The sequence below is a fragment of the Psychrobacillus sp. Z16_25 genome, assembly GCF_056856695.1.
In genome coordinates this window covers 258,678-277,109 of record NZ_JBXEOV010000002.1, presented here as the reverse complement: position 1 = coordinate 277,109, position 18,432 = coordinate 258,678, and the positions used below count along the sequence as shown (strand labels likewise).

At 39.8% G+C, this 18,432-nt stretch carries 17 protein-coding genes, 1 pseudogene and 1 other annotated feature; of the genes and pseudogenes, 16 read left to right on the top strand and 2 right to left on the bottom strand.

The genetic code is table 11. The annotated features are described in order from the left end of the window. Window positions 1-164: 164 nt before the first annotated feature. The 7 genes from AC1VU3_RS04070 to trpA all read left to right on the top strand — a co-directional run bounded on the left by AC1VU3_RS04070 (window position 165) and on the right by trpA (window position 7,920). Window positions 165-1,373, top strand: a complete 1,209-nt coding sequence (locus AC1VU3_RS04070) for an argininosuccinate synthase (RefSeq protein WP_480388021.1) — start codon at window positions 165-167, stop codon at window positions 1,371-1,373. Beyond that, window positions 1,370-2,743, top strand: a complete 1,374-nt coding sequence (gene argH, locus AC1VU3_RS04065; RefSeq protein ID WP_480388020.1) for an argininosuccinate lyase — start codon at window positions 1,370-1,372, stop codon at window positions 2,741-2,743. Before AC1VU3_RS04070 ends, argH begins: the two co-directional genes overlap by 4 nt. A gap of 471 nt (window positions 2,744-3,214) precedes the next feature. Continuing rightward, window positions 3,215-3,429: a binding site (T-box leader), on the top strand. Window positions 3,430-3,533: 104 nt separating this feature from the next. Next, complete coding sequence (trpD, locus tag AC1VU3_RS04060) at window positions 3,534-4,562, top strand: anthranilate phosphoribosyltransferase (protein WP_480388019.1); 1,029 nt, start codon at window positions 3,534-3,536, stop codon at window positions 4,560-4,562. Further along, complete coding sequence (gene trpC / locus AC1VU3_RS04055; protein WP_480388018.1) at window positions 4,559-5,347, top strand: indole-3-glycerol phosphate synthase TrpC; 789 nt, start codon at window positions 4,559-4,561, stop codon at window positions 5,345-5,347. The genes trpD and trpC overlap by 4 nt, the downstream gene beginning before the upstream one ends. Further along, a complete protein-coding gene (locus tag AC1VU3_RS04050; RefSeq protein ID WP_482982850.1) occupies window positions 5,344-5,961 on the top strand; it encodes a phosphoribosylanthranilate isomerase in 618 nt (205 codons plus the stop codon). The genes trpC and AC1VU3_RS04050 overlap by 4 nt, the downstream gene beginning before the upstream one ends. After that, window positions 5,955-7,163: a tryptophan synthase subunit beta gene (gene trpB / locus AC1VU3_RS04045; protein WP_482982849.1), complete on the top strand. Its 1,209-nt coding sequence runs from the start codon at window positions 5,955-5,957 to the stop codon at window positions 7,161-7,163. Before AC1VU3_RS04050 ends, trpB begins: the two co-directional genes overlap by 7 nt. Next, entirely contained in the window at window positions 7,132-7,920 is a 789-nt protein-coding gene (gene trpA, locus AC1VU3_RS04040; protein WP_482982848.1) for a tryptophan synthase subunit alpha, read from the top strand. The genes trpB and trpA overlap by 32 nt, the downstream gene beginning before the upstream one ends. Before the next feature lie 103 nt (window positions 7,921-8,023). Here the strand turns inward: trpA and AC1VU3_RS04035 are convergent, their stop codons facing one another. Continuing rightward, the gene (locus AC1VU3_RS04035; RefSeq protein ID WP_482982847.1) at window positions 8,024-8,437 is read right to left on the bottom strand and encodes a hypothetical protein; all 414 of its coding nucleotides are present in this window, start codon (window positions 8,435-8,437) and stop codon (window positions 8,024-8,026) included. A gap of 209 nt (window positions 8,438-8,646) precedes the next feature. Between AC1VU3_RS04035 and AC1VU3_RS04030 the strand changes: the two genes are divergently transcribed. The 9 genes and pseudogenes from AC1VU3_RS04030 (at window position 8,647) to AC1VU3_RS03990 (ending at window position 16,809) form a co-directional block, all read left to right on the top strand. After that, a complete protein-coding gene (locus tag AC1VU3_RS04030; protein WP_480388013.1) occupies window positions 8,647-9,216 on the top strand; it encodes a GNAT family N-acetyltransferase in 570 nt (189 codons plus the stop codon). A gap of 276 nt (window positions 9,217-9,492) precedes the next feature. Further along, the gene (locus AC1VU3_RS04025; protein WP_482982846.1) at window positions 9,493-10,176 is read left to right on the top strand and encodes an HAD family hydrolase; all 684 of its coding nucleotides are present in this window, start codon (window positions 9,493-9,495) and stop codon (window positions 10,174-10,176) included. Next, window positions 10,169-10,588 carry an NUDIX hydrolase gene (locus tag AC1VU3_RS04020; RefSeq protein ID WP_482982845.1) on the top strand — a complete coding sequence of 140 codons (420 nt, stop codon included), beginning with the start codon at window positions 10,169-10,171 and terminating at the stop codon, window positions 10,586-10,588. The genes AC1VU3_RS04025 and AC1VU3_RS04020 overlap by 8 nt, the downstream gene beginning before the upstream one ends. Before the next feature lie 26 nt (window positions 10,589-10,614). Then, window positions 10,615-11,691 (top strand): metallophosphoesterase, encoded by a 1,077-nt coding sequence (locus AC1VU3_RS04015; RefSeq protein WP_482982844.1) that lies wholly within the window; start codon window positions 10,615-10,617, stop codon window positions 11,689-11,691. Between the two features lie 10 nt (window positions 11,692-11,701). Then, window positions 11,702-12,337: an HAD family hydrolase gene (locus AC1VU3_RS04010; protein ID WP_482982843.1), complete on the top strand. Its 636-nt coding sequence runs from the start codon at window positions 11,702-11,704 to the stop codon at window positions 12,335-12,337. A gap of 18 nt (window positions 12,338-12,355) precedes the next feature. After that, window positions 12,356-13,558 (top strand): annotated as a pseudogene (locus AC1VU3_RS04005) (RtcB family protein). A gap of 232 nt (window positions 13,559-13,790) precedes the next feature. Beyond that, entirely contained in the window at window positions 13,791-14,330 is a 540-nt protein-coding gene (locus AC1VU3_RS04000; protein WP_482982842.1) for a sigma-70 family RNA polymerase sigma factor, read from the top strand. Continuing rightward, window positions 14,311-15,543 (top strand): hypothetical protein, encoded by a 1,233-nt coding sequence (locus tag AC1VU3_RS03995; protein WP_482982841.1) that lies wholly within the window; start codon window positions 14,311-14,313, stop codon window positions 15,541-15,543. The genes AC1VU3_RS04000 and AC1VU3_RS03995 overlap by 20 nt, the downstream gene beginning before the upstream one ends. Window positions 15,544-15,972: 429 nt before the next feature. Then, window positions 15,973-16,809, top strand: a complete 837-nt coding sequence (locus AC1VU3_RS03990) for an alpha/beta fold hydrolase (protein ID WP_482982840.1) — start codon at window positions 15,973-15,975, stop codon at window positions 16,807-16,809. A gap of 39 nt (window positions 16,810-16,848) precedes the next feature. Here the strand turns inward: AC1VU3_RS03990 and AC1VU3_RS03985 are convergent, their stop codons facing one another. After that, window positions 16,849-18,264, bottom strand: a complete 1,416-nt coding sequence (locus AC1VU3_RS03985; protein WP_482982839.1) for an HD domain-containing protein — start codon at window positions 18,262-18,264, stop codon at window positions 16,849-16,851. Between the last annotated feature and the right edge of the window lie 168 nt (window positions 18,265-18,432).

Here is an 18,432-nt window from a genome sequence, read left to right as displayed (position 1 = left end):
AGAAATGAATCAATTAATATGTTTGTTTAATGTAAAAAGTGTATTTATATAAAAATATTTGTATATTTAATAAATTATTAGTTGTAATTATACTTTACCCATGTTACATTATGTATATTAATTCGAACATTACGTATATAAATACATTAGGAGGCGTATTCATCATGAAAAAGAAAGTTGTATTAGCTTATTCTGGAGGACTTGATACATCCGTTGCAATTACCTGGTTAAAGGACGAAGGATATGATGTGGTGGCGGTTTGTCTGGACGTTGGTGAAGGAAAAGACTTAGAGTTTGTTAAAAATAAAGCCTTAGAAGTTGGGGCAATTGAAAGTTATATGATTGATGCAAGAGAAGAATTTGCGAATGAATATGCATTAATCTCTCTACAAGCACATACATGGTATGAAAATAAATATCCATTAGTATCTGCTCTTTCAAGACCTTTAATTTCCAAAAAATTAGTGGAGATTGCTGAAAAAACAGGGGCAACTGCTGTTGCGCATGGCTGTACTGGGAAAGGAAATGACCAGGTGAGATTTGAAGTATCCATTAAGGCTTTGAATCCTGACTTGGAGGTCATCGCTCCTGTGCGTGAGTGGAGTTGGAGCCGTGAAGAGGAAATTGCCTATGCAAAGGAAAAAAATATCCCCATTCCTATCAATTTAGACAGCCCATTCTCTATTGATCAAAATCTATGGGGAAGAGCAAATGAATGTGGAATTCTCGAAGATCCTTGGGCAGCACCACCAGAGGATGCATATGATTTAACTGTTTCTCTAGAGAATGCCCCGGATACTCCAGACATTATTGAAATTGAATTTGACAAAGGCGTGCCGATTGCATTAGATGGTGTTCAATATCCATTGTATGAGCTTATTTTAAAGCTGAACGATTTAGCTGGTAAGCACGGGGTTGGACGTATCGACCACGTGGAAAACCGTCTAGTTGGTATTAAATCTCGTGAAGTATATGAAATCCCAGGTGCACATACTTTATTGCTTGCCCATAAGGAGCTAGAGGATATTACGCTTGTGAAGGAGCTTGCGCACTTCAAACCTGTAATGGAGAAAAAGTTGACAGAACTAATTTATGAAGGGCTATGGTTCTCTCCGTTAAAAACAGCATTAGAGGCTTTCCTAAAAGAAACGCAGCAATATGTGAACGGAACAGTACGTGTGAAGCTATTCAAAGGTCACGCAATCGTAGAAGGACGTAAATCTCCAAACTCTTTATATAATGAAAAGCTGGCAACTTATACAGCAGAGGATGAATTTAATCATGCGTCTGCAGTTGGATTTATTGAGTTGTGGGGTCTGCCGACGAAGGTGCACTCCATGGTGAACAAGGGAGCAAAGAAGGTGGAAGTATGACAAAATTGTGGGGCGGAAGATTCCAAAAATCTGCTGAGCAATGGGTAGATGAATTTGGCGCTTCCATCGGATTTGATCAAGCACTTGTTATGGAAGATATCCAAGGAAGTATGGCGCATGTACAAATGCTTGCAGATTGCAACATCTTACCTCAAGAGGATGTTCAACAAATTCTTGGGGGCTTAATCAAGCTGAAAAAATTAGCTGCTGAAAACCAATTGGAGTTTTCGGTAGCTAATGAGGATATTCATTTAAACCTAGAGAAGATGTTGATCGACCTGATTGGACCAGTGGGAGGAAAGCTTCATACTGGACGTAGTAGAAACGATCAAGTGGCAACCGACATGCACCTTTACTTAAAAGCTAGAGTAAAGGAGATTATAGAGCTAATTAAAGCATTTCAGCAAACGCTTGTGAATCAAGCGGAAGAGCATATCGAAACCTTAGCACCTGGATACACGCATCTACAGAGAGCACAGCCAATCTCTTTTGCTCATCATTTGATGGCTTATTTCTGGATGCTTGAAAGAGACAAGGAGCGCTTCCAAGATTCCTTAAAGCGTATTGATATTTCACCACTAGGAGCTGGTGCGTTAGCAGGAACTACCTTTCCGATTGACCGAAAAGTAGCTGCTGATTATTTGGGATTTGCTGAAGTATATTCAAATAGTATGGATGCAGTTAGTGATCGTGATTTCATTATGGAATTCTTAAGCAATTCCTCTATATTAATGGCACATCTGTCTCGATTTGCAGAGGAAATTATCTTGTGGTCCAGTAGCGAATTTCATTTTATAGAGCTGGATGATTCTTTCTCGACTGGTTCTAGTATTATGCCACAAAAGAAAAATCCAGATATGGCAGAGCTGATTCGTGGGAAAACAGGTAGAGTATATGGAAATCTCATGAGTCTGCTTACCGTTATCAAAGGCCTGCCACTTGCGTATAACAAGGATATGCAGGAGGACAAGGAAGGAATGTTCGATACTGTCCAAACAGTAGTAGGATCACTGAAGATCTTTGAGGGCATGGTTCGTACGATGACTGTTCACAAGGAGCGTCTACATGAGACAGTGCATAAGGATTTTTCTAATGCAACCGAGCTCGCAGACTATTTAGCTGCAAAGGGGCTTCCTTTCCGTGAGGCACATGAGGTAACAGGAAAGCTTGTATATTTATGCATACAACGTGGCTACTATTTGCTCGATCTTCCTCTCTCAGATTTGCAGGAGGCAAGTGAGCTAATAGAAAAGGATATTTACGAGGTACTCTCTCCGCTAGCTGCTGTCCGTAGAAGGAATTCACTCGGTGGAACTGGCTTTGAACAAGTAAAGCAACAAATTGAACAGGCAAAAGGAAATTTAGCATAGCACTCGGTACAGGCAAACCAATTGCGGTTTGCCTGTTCGTTTATTTGTTGGAATCCTCTTACCATTTGTGAAAGAATAAAATTACAACATTAATGCCTATTTTTACAACATAACGGCTTATTTTTACAACATATGGCGCTTATTTTACAACATTTTATTTGCAGGCCATCTAAATTACAACATTAAAGGTCATTTTTACAATATACATGCTAGTTTTTACAACATAAGTGGTCATTTTTACAACATTTTCTTTCCATCAAATGAAATCAGCTATTTTAAAGGCAGAAAGTGTGAAGAGATGCTCGCTTTCCAAAAAGAATTCCCTAAACATTAAAATATACGTTAAAATAGTTTGACAATTCGGATTTAACCTATTAATATAGTCAATAACTTTTATGTTCGGATAAGGGTAGAAGATATCGGAGAGCTGATATCGCCCATAGAGCAGAAGAGCCGAGTAGAGAATAGCTGAGAAATTGGTTGAATAAGAGTAGTAGCAGCTGGTAGCATGCTAGAGAGTCAGTGGTCGGTGAGAACTGATATGCAGCAGCTGTGAATGGACTTATGAGAGCTTCCTTGAGAGCAGTTGCTTTAGGGGAAGACGTATTTCCCACGTTACAGGGAACTAAGAGGGAGTCAAAATGGCTCCAAACAGAGGTGGCAACGCGGCAACGATCGTCCTCTTCAAGAGATATTCTCTTGGAGAGGACTTTTTTATTTTCCTAGAAGTCAAATATCAGCAGACCTAGGCGCTTGCGCATTTCTATTAATAGCAGAGGAGAGATGAGTTTTGAGAGACTTTATTGAAAAAGTGAGCAGAGCAGAGCATTTAAGCATGGAAGAGATGATAGCAGCATCACAGCTTTTATTTAAACAGGAAACAAGCAAGCAGAATATAAAGGATTTTTTAATAGCTCTTTCTAAAAAAGGAGAAACGGCAAATGAGCTAGCGGGACTGGCAAATGTTATTACCTCTTTTGCACAAAGCCTGGATATTCCCGACATAGAAGTGCTAGATATATGCGGAACAGGTGGCGATAGAAGTAATAGCTTTAACATAAGCACGGCTTCTGCTTTTGTCATAGTTGCAGCTGGGGTGCCGGTAGTGAAAAATGGAAATCGAAAAATATCCAGTCAAGCAGGTAGCGTTGATATTTTAGAAGCTCTTTGCATCAAGGTTGATCTTGGTTTGTCATCCGCTATTCACACACTTCAGGAGGAAAATTTAGCCTTCTTGTTTGCGCCAACTATTTATCCGATGTTGAAACGAATAGGTGAAATTCGTTTAGAAATAGGTAGACCAACTATTTTTAATTTGGTTGGCCCACTGACGAACCCTTTCAACTTGAACACTCAGTATGTAGGAGTTTATCGCTCTGATTTTCTAATGGAATATGCAAAGGTCCTGCATTTATTAGGCAGAAAGAGAGCGGTTGTGGTTAACGGGTGTGGAGGCCTAGATGAAGCCTCCCTCTCTGGTAAAAATTCTCTTGTCCTAATGGAGAAGGGAGACCTTATTCCCTTTCAGCTGTCACCTGATGAGGTAGGTTTAAGAAGCTTTTCAAATTCCTCTATTAAGGGAGGGAGCCCTATCGAAAATGCGAGCATACTTCAAAAAGTATTAAAGGGTGAGGAAGGACCTTATTTGGATACAGTCCTTTTAAATGCTGGAATTGGTTTATTTACAAGTGGGATCGTGAGTTCTATTCAAGAAGGGGTAATGCTGGCCGGAGATACTATCAACTCTGGTAAGGCAATGAAAAAATTAGAAGCAATCGTGGAGCTTACCTCCTCTTTGAAAGAGGTGCTTGTCTCATGACTATTTTGGAGAAGATCCTTCAGGTAAAAAAACAAGAGATAAAGGAATATATCCTACAACAACCGAAACTAGCTTTCAGAAATAAAAAGCGGGCATCCTTATTGGAAAAGCTACGCACTTCATCCAATCTAGAGGTAATAGCAGAAATTAAACGAGCTTCTCCCTCCAAGGGGATTATTTCCACCGAGGTAGACGTGAAAAAAATTGCATCTCATTACGAGCGAGGAGGAGCTGCTGCTATTTCTATTCTGACCGACCAGACGTTTTTTAAAGGGAGCTTTGAAGACCTTACGTTAGTAGCGAATACGGTAGATATCCCAATCCTTTGTAAGGACTTTATTGTCCATCCCATACAAATAGACATCGCAAAGCAAGCCGGAGCCTCTGTAATCCTACTCATTGTAGCTGCATTAACGGACACTCAGCTTGAAGAGCTCAACGAGTATGCTCGTAATCAAGAGTTAGAGGTATTAGTGGAGGTCCATACCATAGAGGAATTACAAAAAGCACTTCAATTAAATGCTCAACTAATTGGGGTGAACAATCGAAATTTAAAAACCTTTGAAGTTAGCCTATCCACTTTGGAGGAAATAGCAGCTCATTTTCCGTTTCATGAAGATCGTGTATTAATTAGTGAAAGTGGTGTGCATGGAAAGCAGGATGCTGTTCGAGTAGCAAACGCTGGGGCAAGTGGCGTATTAGTTGGAGAATACCTAATGAAATCTAGTGATAAAGAAAGAGCAATTAGCGAGTTGCAGGTATCAAAAGGAGTCTCTGTACGATGACCAAGGTGAAAATATGTGGATTAATGGAAGAGGAACATGTCCGTGCTGCTGTAGAAGCTGGAGCTGACGCTGTGGGCTTTGTGTTTGCTCCTAGTAAAAGAAGGATTTCTCCCCAGGTAGCGGCTAGCCTTGCAAGGCATGTACCAAGCCATGTAAAAAAGATAGGTGTGTTTGTTAATCCGACTATAGCTGAGCTGCTAGAAATATTTCAAACAGTTCCATTAGATTTTGCTCAGTTCCATGGAAATGAAACACCAGAATTTATTGAACAAGCAGGAGTTCCTTCTATAAAAGCTTTTTCAATAAAGGATGAGAGCGACGTCGAGAAGCTTTCCTCTTTCCAGTCAGATTATCTTTTAGTAGATGCGCCTGGTGAGGAGTATGCTGGTGGCAGTGGGAAAAGCTTTAATTGGCAGCACGTACAGGGAATCCCGCAAAAGGATAAGCTTATTTTAGCAGGTGGACTCTACGCTGGAAATGTAAGAGAGGCGATTCAACAGGTTCAGCCATACATGGTGGATGTGTCGAGCGGAGTAGAGAGAGATGGTAGAAAAGATGAGCAACTGATTCGAGCATTTATTCGAACAGTGAAGGAGGAGAGCTTAGTATGGTAGTGACAAAAACAGGAAGATATGGACGCTTTGGAGGGCAATATGTGCCAGAAACCTTAATGCAGGCTTTGATTGAACTGGAAGAGGCATATGAATCAGCAAAAGAGGATCCAGAGTTTCTTGCAGAGGTAAATTATTATTTAAAGGATTATGTCGGCAGAGAGACCCCCTTATATTTTGCGGAAAGACTGACGAAGCTGCTAGGCGGAGCGAAAATCTATTTAAAAAGAGAAGACCTAAACCATACAGGTGCTCATAAAATTAATAATACAGTCGGTCAGGCCTTGCTTGCAGTTCGTATGGGAAAGAAAAAAATCGTAGCGGAAACAGGAGCCGGCCAGCATGGAGTTGCAACTGCAACAGTATGTGCCCTTTTTGATTTAGAATGTGTCGTGTTCATGGGTATTGAAGACATCAAGCGCCAGCAATTGAATGTATTCCGGATGGAGCTATTGGGTGCTAAGGTCATACCTGTTGAACAAGGTGCAGGAACTCTAAAGGATGCAGTTAACGAGGCACTTCGATATTGGGTAGCTAATGTGGAGGACACCCACTATATTTTAGGGTCTGCGCTAGGACCACATCCATTTCCGCAAATTGTTCGTGATTTTCAACGGATTATTGGAGTGGAGACGAAGGAACAGATCCTCCAAAAGGAAGGAAAGCTGCCAGATGCAATCGTTGCCTGTGTTGGTGGAGGAAGCAATGCGATCGGCATGTTTCATCCTTTCATTGATGATCAAGATGTCGCACTATATGGAGTCGAGGCTGCAGGTGAGGGAATCAGCTCTGGTAAGCACGCCTCCGCAATAGCTACTGGTAAAGAAGGAGTGTTGCACGGAGCTTATATGTATCTTCTTCAGGATGTAAATGGGTTTATTCAGGAGGCCCATTCCATCTCTGCAGGACTTGATTATCCGGCAATTGGACCTGAGCATAGCTATTTGCATGAGATTGGGAGAGTCCACTATACCTCTGTTACAGATAAGGAAGCATTAGAAGGGCTTCAGCTTCTTGCCCAAACAGAAGGTATCATCCCGGCATTAGAAAGCGCCCATGCCATCTATTATGCTGCACAATTAGCACAGTTAATGAGCAAAGAGGAAGTGCTCGTCATCTGTCTTTCTGGTCGCGGTGATAAGGATGTACACACAGTTAGAGAAGCTTTAGGAGGTGGAGACATTGGCAGAAAAATCGCTGACTAGCATGTTACGTAGAGAAAAGGCATTCGTCCCCTATATAATGGCCGGCGACGGAGGGCTCGAAGTTTTAATGGAACGGTTTGAATTTCTTCAAGAGCAAGGTGCAACTGCCGTGGAACTAGGAATCCCTTTTTCTGACCCAGTAGCTGATGGACCAATCATTCAAGCGGCTGGTCAAAGAGCATTGGATTTGGGTGTGAATCTAACGAAGATACTGTCCGAGCTTCTTTCTAATAAAGAAAGACTCACTGTACCTATTATCCTTATGAGCTACTATAATCCAATCCTGCAATATGGGCTTGAAAGATTCAAAGATGCTTGTTGTCAAATTGGTATCTCCGGTCTGATTATTCCTGATTTGTCGCTGGAAGAAAGTGAATTAATCCGAGAGATATTTCAGGATACAGATATAAGTATGATTCAATTAGTCTCTTTAACTAGTCCTCCTGAAAGGATCAAAGCTATTGCACGCGCAAGTGAAGGTTTTGTCTATGCGGTGACGATTAACGGGATTACGGGAGTAAGAGAAAGATTTGTCGAAGAGCTTGAGCAGCATTTTCGAGCAATAAAACAATATAGTGACATTCCAGTCTTAGCAGGATTCGGCATATCTACACCTGAGCATGTCCAGGAGATGAACAAGATCGCTGATGGAGTAGTAGTAGGTAGTGCTATTGTAGAGGCCTTTCATAGAGGGGATAAAGCCTTTATTAAAGAGCTCATTCATGCAAAGAAAACTCCGTTAGTGATAGGGCGATAAGAGAAAGCAGATCAGGGATGATCCTCTGATCTGTTTTTTTTAGTGCTTCGAGAAGACTTAGCTTGGCTATTACAAAGTGCAGCGAGTATAGGAAGCTAGGTGATTATTTTATGAGCTCTTCACCTGTTAGTGTTTCGTATAAGTCCGCTGAATTCTCTTTGGATAGTTTTGCATATTGATCGCTATCGGTAACTATCTCTAAATGTTCACCGTCTGGGCTAATCCATAGCTGATAAGAGGCTATTTTGTTTTCTCTGTTAATCTTAGATGGAAATTGAAATTGATAGTCAGCATAACGCTCCATTTCTCCTTTTGCATCTTCCCACTTCGCATTTTTCACTATATCTATCGCTTTCGTCACCAGTTTTCGTTTAGTTACTTCTCTAAATTCCTCAAAAATATTTTCTTCTCCTGTACGCTTCTGCACGGTTATTTTTTGCCCGATCATTTCATTTACACATGCTGAAGTAACTAACAGGACACCCATTAAAGAAAGAATTAATAATATTTTTTTCAAGCAGCTATGCCCCTTAATTTTATTTTCTTATGGTAAACCATCTAAATATATTTTGATTTTAACATAAATATCCAGTTTGTTTACCCTTCTAATAAAATTGTTTCAACTTTTAATGGATATTTATGTTAAATTAAGTGTAAGATTCATGATGAATTACACCGATTTCACACCAAAAGTATGATAAACGACGATAAATCGAGGGGGATTTTATGGGATTTCCAGAGTTAGAAACAAATCGACTGCATTTAGTTCAAGTAAAAGCGGAACATACACAAAGCTTTTTCGACATTATGTCAAAAGATGAAGTGACGAAGTATTACGGAATGGATAGCTTGAAAAGTATAGAAGAGGCTTCCAAAATAGTTGAGTCCTTTCAAAGCACGTATGAGAGTAAAAGAGGGATAAGGTGGGGTATAGTATTAAAAGATACAGGTGATTTTGTTGGTACATTAGGTTTAAACAACCTTAGCATGTATAGTAAAAAAGCCGAAATTGGATTTGAGTTGCATCCTGCACACTGGAAGAAAGGGATTACCTCAGAAGCAGTAAAAGAAATATTAAGATACTCGTTCGAAAATTTGGAGTTGTTTAGAATTGGTGCGGTGACTTATCCGCAAAATGAGTCATCTATACAATTATTAACTCGTTTAGGTTTCACGAAGGAAGGTTTGTTGAGAGGATACCTCTATCAAAATAATCAAACGCACGATGCCTGCATTTTTTCCTTACTAAGAACAGAATTGGCATTAGTAAATAATCAAACAACAGTAACCACATGAGCTGGGAGATACATCCCAACTCATTTTTTTGTCATTTTTATTAGCTTAACTAGCCTGGTTATTGGTATTAAGATATTTATTAGCCTTATTTCTCGCCAAATTTATCTCACTCATCGATAAAATTATGTGAGTTTTTATTGTAGATTGGATGTCATTCGTTCTTGACTATGGTGGGCGCTTATTCATCTTCATTGAAAAGGAAAAATTGCTATTAGCTAAAATGTAATTAATGGTAAACTTAATATGTCGAAATATTTCGGAGATGAGGGTAGGCACATGGTGAAGGCTATCTTTTTTGATCTGTTTGAAACGCTGATTACCGAATGGAAGGACGGAAAAAGACTTGGCACTTATTCTACTCATGAGTTAGGCCTTGATGAACAGGTTTTCCGAGATGAGTGGCATAAACGAATTCCCTTTCGCATGGATGGAACTATTCCTAATTATCCATCTGCAATTAGAGATATTTTGCAGGCTTATCAACTAACAATTGACGAGAATCTGCTTACCAAGTTATTGCAGGAAAGGATCCATGGTAAAAGTTTATCCTTCCGAGAAATACAGAAGGATATCCTCGACATGCTTACTAGGTTAAAAGAACATAATATTTTGCTTGGTTTAATTAGCAACTGCGCACCTGAGGAGGTAGGGGGTTGGCATGATTCCCCTTTTGCTGAACTGTTCGACGATGTCATTTTTTCCTACAAGGTTAAATGTGCGAAGCCCTCTAAAGCCATTTACCTACTTGGCTGTGAACACTTGGAAGTGAATCCTACTGAATGCCTGTTTATAGGAGATGGGGGATCCAACGAGCTTCATGGAGCAAGGGCGGCTGGCTTGGACCCCTATCATGCTACTTGGTTCCTGCCGCAAGATATTAGGAATAGAACAAATGAGTTTCCAAAGCTTGGTCATCCGAGGGAACTTAGTGAATTAGTGGAGGCGATGGGTAATGTCTAAAATGGTGATTGCTTTAAAGGCTTGTATTTTTAAAGAAGGAAGATTGTTATTAGTAAAGCGCGTCCCGAGCGATAAAGTTGGTGGGGGAACATGGGAAACAGTTGGTGGGAAATTAGACTTTGGAGAAAAACTAGAGGAAGCATTAGTACGAGAAGCGCAAGAAGAAACGTCTCTACTAATAAACCCAACGGAGCTTTTGTATGCTACTACCTTCTTAACTGATCCAGCTCGTCAGATGGTGATGTTGGTTTATCTAGCTACAGTAAAGGAAGGGACAGTTAACCTATCTGAGGAGCACTCTGAATATAAATGGGCGACCAAAGAGGAAGCTCGGTCATTATTACCAGCCAACATCATACGGGATTTTGAACAAAACAATATTTTCTCTTTGCAACAATGGGAACAGTCATAAATTTTATAGCTGATGGAGATGAAACAGTGATACATATAGAAACACTGGAGGTTGATCCTGCCAAACGGGTCATTATCACCTCCGATATTCATGCAAATCTTGCGTTATTTCAACGATTACTAGAAAAGGTGAACTTCACGAAGGACGACTATTTATTTATCAATGGAGATATATGCGAAAAGGGACCAAACTCTCTTGAAACAGTTGCCTATATTCGCGAGCTACAAGCGAACAATTCCAATATCTATATCACAAAAGGAAATTGTGATGTGGTGCACCGATACGTTTGGGATGAAAACGAGCGAATCCGCCCTTATATTCAAAACAGGAAAACAATATTAAAGGAAATGCTTGAGATAAAGGGGATGAGCTTAGACGATTTCCCATCCTTAAAGGATTTATCAGCCTACTATAAGGAACATTTCTCGGATGTGCTAGATTGGCTAGAAAGCCTTCCGATTGCCTATGAAACGGAGGATTTTATCTTAGTGCACGCCGGCATAGGCGATAAAGAAAATTGGAAGGAAACAGATGAGGATACGGCATTATACATAGATGCTTTTTATGAAAAGCACCATCATGCACCAAAGCCGGTTATCGTGGGGCACTGGCCAGTAATCAATTATCGAGAAACGGAAATATGTACAAATAATCCTCTTATTGATTTGGAGAAAAACATCATAGCAATTGACGGTGGCAATCAACTAAAAAAGGAAGGTCAGCTAAACGCACTTATTTATCATCAGAAGGCATTCAGCTATACATATGTGGATGATCTAACGGAACAAATCACCATAAAGAAAGACTACGAGGAGAATTTAAATAGATTCGGTACTGTTACCTATCCAAACTATGAGCTGCGTATTCTACAAGAGGAAGAGCATTTCTCCCTATGCGAGAACATCCAAGCACAGACAAAGCAATGGGTGAAAAATGAATATATTGATAAAGAAAATAATAGATGTAAAACAGATGTTAGCACTACCTTTTTGTCTGTATCTGCAGGAGAAGTTGTTTCCATTATCGATCAAGACTGTCAGGGTTACTTACTAGTGAAAAACGAAAGCGGAGAAGTAGGCTGGATTTCAAGGGATTTAGTTTAGGAGGGGTCAAGTGAAAGCAATCATTTTTGATTTTGATGGAACACTTGCAAATACATTGCCTGTTTGTTTTCATTCTTTTCAGCAGGTTTTTAAAAAATATGACCAACGAGATCTAACGAAAGAGGATATTAAAGCGATGTTTGGTCCGTCAGAGGTAGGTATTATTCAGGACAACTTGCTGCATTCGTCTGTAGAGGAAGCCATTGAGGACTTCTATCTTCATTACGCAGAGAATCACGAAGCAGCGGTACCGTCCAATAAAGAAATGCTCCAGTTGTTATCTGATTTAAAGGCTGCTGGATATCATTTGGGGATATTTACAGGAAAGGCGAGCAGAAGCTTGGAGATTTCCTTAGCTGCGCTTAACATGAAGCATTTCTTTGATGTGAGGATAACCGGGGATGATGTACAAAAACCTAAGCCACATCCAGAAGGTCTTCAGCGGGCCATGGAGCTTCTAGGGGTTTCAAAGGAAGAGACGATCTTTTTAGGAGATAGCGATGCGGATATTCTTGCAGGCAAGGAGGCAGGAGTGTTTACGGTTGGGGTACAATGGCTTCCTGAATATCATTCTGCTGAATTTACTATCAAGCCGGATAAACAGATACAATCTGTTCAAGAATTAATGGAGCTGCTATTAATTTAGTCTACAATCTAAGGAGGAATGTACGTGGGGGAGATTTTATTAAATGGAAAATATGATAACGCAAAGGTATTCACTGAAAATATTGATGAGTTAACGGTTGGACAGATTACCAATTTTTTAAATCAACCCTTCGCAAAAGGGGCTAACACTCGCATTATGCCTGATACTCATGCGGGAAAGGGAGCAGTCATTGGCACGACGATGAAAATCACGGATAAAGTAGTACCAAATCTAGTGGGAATGGATATCGGCTGAGGGATGCTATGTGTGGAAGTCCGAAAGCAAAAGGTTGATTTTCAAAAACTAGATGAAGCATTACGAGCTCTTGTCCCTGCTGGACAATCGGTGAGAGGAAAAGCGCATGCATTTGCAAAGCAAATCGAGTTAGAGAAAGTGATTGCCCCTTTTTCTGAAAATAGAGCAGTGCTTTCTGTAGGAAGTTTAGGAGGAGGCAACCATTTTCTAGAGATGAATACAAGTGAGGATGGGCGTCTTTTCTTAGTAGTCCATTCAGGCTCTCGTCATTTAGGGGTGAAGGTTGCTACTTATCATCAAAATAGGGCCATTCATTATTTGAAGAATGATCCAGATGGCTTGGAAAAAGTGATTGAACAATTAAAAGCGGAAGGAAGACACAGAGAAATCCAAGAGGCAATTAAATCATTTAAAACAACTAAGCCGAATGTACCAGACGAGTTAGCATATTTAGAAGGAAGCTTAATGGATGAATATCTAAATGACTTGAAGATTGCACAGAACTTTGCAAAGTGGAATAGAGCTGCCATGATTCAAGTAATAATGGAAGCAATGGGCTTTCAAGAGGTTGGACGTATTGATACGATTCACAACTACATTGACTTAGAGCATATGATTTTGCGAAAAGGAGCCATTTCTGCAAGAGCAGGAGAGGAAGTACTTATTCCAATCAATATGAGAGACGGCTCAATATTAGCAAAAGGAAAAGGAAACGACGACTGGAATCAATCAGCACCTCATGGAGCAGGACGCATTCTTTCTCGATCGAAAGCTAAACAAACTCTTTCGTTGGAAGACTTCGCAGAAACGATGAAGGGTGTTTACTCCACTAGCGTTAAACAGGAGACGTTAGATGAATCTCCTTTTGCTTATAAAACAATGGAAGAAATTATTGAAAACACAAAAGATACCATTGAAATATCATCCATCCTTAAACCACTTTACAACTTTAAAGCAACGGAGTAGTAGATGAAAGAAGCGTCAAAGAGGTTTTGTTTTTTATATAAATAACTTTCCGCGGCAAACGAGAACCAGCCGGTTGAATATTTAAGCAAGCACTTACGATGATGAACAAACTATAATCGTGAGTGCTTTTCATATGCTTCGATTTTTGTGCAGATAAATGAAAACTTGGAATTTATATGAAACCTTTTTAATGAGCGCTCCGTCTAACTATCGATTTTAAAGAGGTGATGAAGTGAAAGGGATAGAGGATGACTTACAGTTCGAGGAAGTAGTTCGAGCGTATGGAGAAGATTTGCTACGGCTGGCTTATACATACCTAAAAGATCGGACACTTGCAGAGGACGTTGTTCAAGAGGTATTCATCAAGGCTTTTGAGAAAAGAAATGATTTTAGGGGAGATGCTAGCTATAAAACGTATTTATATCGGATAACCATTAATAAGTGTCATGATTATTTTAGAAGCTGGTCTTATAAAAATACGCAAGTATCTTCCTTTATTCAACAAGTGTTTAAAAGCACTAATTCGGTTGAAGAAATAGCGCAGACTCGGAATGACGAGCTTATATTGGGGAAGGCTGTTTTGCAGCTTTCGATTAAATATAGGGAAATTATCGTGCTCTATTACTATAAAGATTTTTCGATAGAGGAGATTGCAAAGCTGCTAGATTGCTCTGGAAACACGGTTAAAACAAGACTCCGTAGAGGGCGACAACTACTAAAGAACCATCTGATGGAGCAGGGAGGCGATTTGCATGAAAAATTCTCCATTTAAAAAAGGAATTGATCAAATGATCGGGGAAGAACGATGGCTGGACGATGAATTGATAAAACGGTTTGTCCAAGCTAGAAAAAAGCAGAAGAAACCAAAAAAGACGGTCAATAGATTAGTCCCTGTCCTTGTAATGCTTTTCTTACTTGCTGGAGGTTTTGCTTACTATCAATTGTTCCAACCATCCACAGAACAAGCTTCTCCCTCGAAGGATGAATATCCGCATATAGAAGAACTTGCAAAAGTAGTTGGGGAAAGAACGGAATCAGAGAAAGCTGCACAAGTGTTTAGAGATTACCTAATTGGACTTCAAGAAGGTGAAAAGGAGTTGCTTCAATCTGTTTTCTTTGGAGAGGACAATTCTCTTAGCATACTATTGGAGAGATATGAACAAGTAGATTTCCAAAGCTTACGGATAGAATCAATTATCCCTAGTAGGGGAGAACCTGGCTTTACGGTAAAGCTAGTGCATCAAAACAAAGAACAAACAGGCGAATATATTCATTCTATTTGGCTTGATACACTGGATGGAGTTCAAGTAGAAATCTATGAAAATCCTACCGAGGAATGGCATGCGTTTGATAAAATGATTGCTCCTCCAGAGGTTCAGTTAACCTATAAAGACTATCCACCACAGGTTGTCGAAAGCACCAACCCTGCAATCAAAGAAGAGGACATCCTGATGACGGAGAAGCTTCCAGACCAGTCTACTTTAAAGCTAGTGGAAAGCGGCCAAGGTAGCATCGATGTCTTCATTGAAAAAGAGGAGAAAGTGTTTAGTTTAGGAGAGATTTATAGTCACATGGAAGACGTGAAGATTTTATTTGAAAGTGAATACTTTGATAATCTTCAATGGACTGTAACAGTTGGGGGACCATCTAATTGGTTGCTTGTTTTTTGGAATGAGACAGACGGTGTCTACCAGGTGGAAACAGTAGAGGAGGTCCCACTTGTGAATGATTTAAATAATGATGGAATCTATGAATTATTTATACTTGGTGACAAGCAAGTAAGTATTCTTCAATATGAAGATGGTCGATTTAACATTGCATTTGTCAATGAACCATTTGTTAACGCTTATCGATTTGAGGAAATCACTACAAGCCTTGGTGTTGGCGAGTCAACGATTAGTGTGAAATTTGAGAACCTAGAAGGTGTTTCTGAGTACCTGTATCAATTTGCAGGTACAGACCAACTGCTTTTAATAGAGGAATAACGAAGAGGTTGGGACAGAAGTGAATTCTTACATGAAGGAGAATAGTACAAATCAATTTTTATGATTTGTCACACATTCTTTTACAAGATTCTTATCAGGATTTATTTATTAGAAGTTAGCACCAATGGTTCGGAACAGCGTCGGTGACTCCTGCGGGAACAGCAAATTTATTTGCGACGAAAGCGGAGCGACAAAGGAACAAAGGCAAAAACGTCACATGGTGTGACAATGCCTTTGTGACCAACATCCTGTTGGCCTCCGACGCAGTGAAGAACTACACATTTTAAAAGTAAGAAAGCACTTACGATTTCAAAATCACAAGAGCTGTTCTATTGTTTTGTCCCAGGCGTTTTTTCTCTAACTAGAAAGGGTATTTGCAAGTATAGAGAGAACTACTAGAAGAAGGTAAAAGTGGAAAGGATGTCGTGTATGTGGGTAAAGCAATTTGTTCAAACACAACGAGGAGCCTTTGAGGTTTTTATAAATGGTGCAGGGACGCCATTAGCTGTTACTCATCTTTATAGTGCGTTTGATGAGCGAGGCAATCATTTTGCCAATCAATTTATAGAGGATTATCAAGTTTTTCTGATAAACCTGCGTGGAGCAGGGGAATCTGTAAACGTGGTGGAAGAAAAGCAATATAGCATGAGTGACGCGGTGCTCGACTTAGAGACTATTCGGGAAACGTTAGGATTTGATCGGTGGGCATTTGCTGGTCACTCTGCAGGCGGGATGCTTGGATTAAAGTATGCTATTGATGCTCCGGCTGGTTTGACAAAAATTATCGTAGGTGGAGCTGCCGCCAGTAGGGAATATGCCTATGATGTGACGAGCATCTACAATGACCTAAACCCGAAATCAGCACGTGTGAAAGAGATTATGAACCTTTTAAGTGACCCGGATACTTCGCAGGAGGAAAGACAGAAGCTCGGATATGAATGGGCATTAATGTCCTTTCAATCAGAGGAGAAGCTGAAAAAGAGCTTAGAAACGCCGAATAGCGGTAAAACAGTTGGGGCAAGACTAGAATATTTTCGAAAAGTCGAGTTTCCGGAATTTGATCTACGTGAGGAATTGAAAGCTGTTCATCTACCTGCATATGTGTATGCGGGTAGACATGATGCACAGTGTCCTTTTAAATATGGGGCAGAGATAGCAGCACTACTTCCCAATTCCATGTTTACAAAGTTTGAGGAGAGCAACCATTTTCCTTATGATGAGGAACCAGAAAAGTTTAAAGTCTTTGTGAAATCAACGTTAGATTAATAAAAAAGGTGTGACCAGCTGTTTGAGTGGTCGCACCTTTTAATCGTTCGACAGGCCTTTTTCATTACTTACGGCATCTCCTATTTCTTTGATTGCTTTAGAGGTCTGTACATAATGAAGCCATTTGGCGTTTACCGTAATTTTCTCTTTCACATATAAGTCCACAATATCTAATTCCTGCAGCTGACTCTGTACAGATTTTGCTACTCCGTTCACCTTTGCAAACACTAGCTTATTGGCAAGCTCAGGATTTAGTGCATAGGCAAAATCAATAATATTCGAGTTTTTAGGGAGCCTAATCACATCCATTTTAGGGGTAAAGACAATAATCTCCTTCTGAAACATTTCAAAGGATACTAAATCACAAAAGGCGATGGAATTATCTGCTACTGATTGGACGGTGCGAATCGTGTTCCCTAATAAGGCACTGCTAAGAGCTGGGACGTCCACTTGCTTGATTTTCTCAAAAAGGCCACTTTCTCTAAAAATGCTCGTGCTTTCGTCCTGAATCGTGACGTTGATCACTCTTTCTCCCATTTTCACCTTCGTCTTTAAATACTTCATATATGGGTGAATATTGATGGCTATACTATCCTTGAAATGATCTGAAATTGGCTCAAATATAGAATGAACGATTCCTAGGCTCGTATAACATTCCTTGCTGGACTTGGTTGAAATGTAGATGGTAAATAAATCCTCCCATTTTCCATCCTCACTTAATAGATTGTATGCCTTATAAATCGGTGTACATTTCCACTCAATCTGCTGCACAAGCTTTTGTAGATCTTTTTGAATCAAGCTTCTCGTAAATAATTCAAACAGCTCTTGATAGTTAGTAGAATGTTCGAGCATCAATTGGTAGAAGTGTGTATATCTCGTTTCATTTAAGTAACGAAAACCTAGCTCCTCGATCTCCTCCTGCAGCTTGAATAAGCCAACCTTTTCCGCCAAGGGGGAAAAATATAGTAGTGTTTCATTGGCATAAGGTATTTTCTTTTCCGTATTTTTTACTTCAAGCGTTCGCATATTATGTAGCCGGTCTGCTAATTTTACTGCGGCAATTCGTATGTCGAGAATTGCGGAAGTGAGCAACTTCTCCATGTTAGCGGCACTGTATTCTTCTTTTTGTAGTTCGCCTTTTTCTAGCTTCGTAAGTCCCTCCACAATAAACGCTACTTCTTTGCCGAATTTTTCTTGAATACTAAGCAAGGGAATGGCTGTGTCCTCAACTACATCATGAAGCAAAGCACATATCAAAGAAACAGAATCTGCTTGAAATTCCGTAAGGATGTAGCATACTTCCAGAGGATGAATGATATAGGGCTCTCCAGTAGCTCGCTTTTGTCCCTTATGTGCCATGTCTGCAAATTGAATGGCTTCTGCAATTATTAGTAATTCTTCCTCTAGCAAGTATTTACTATTTTCTAATAAACGTCTCTTTAGTTCCTCGACCATCGTCTTACTCCTCTATGGGAAAATACATTTTTTTTCATTGTAGCAGAGTAATAAAAAGAATACTTTAAAAATTTACTAAATATACACTTTTCCGTTTATTTAGAGCGGGTTAGTATGTGTTCGTCCAAAGGATATAGAAAAGTTTAACCAAATTAAATATTTACACAG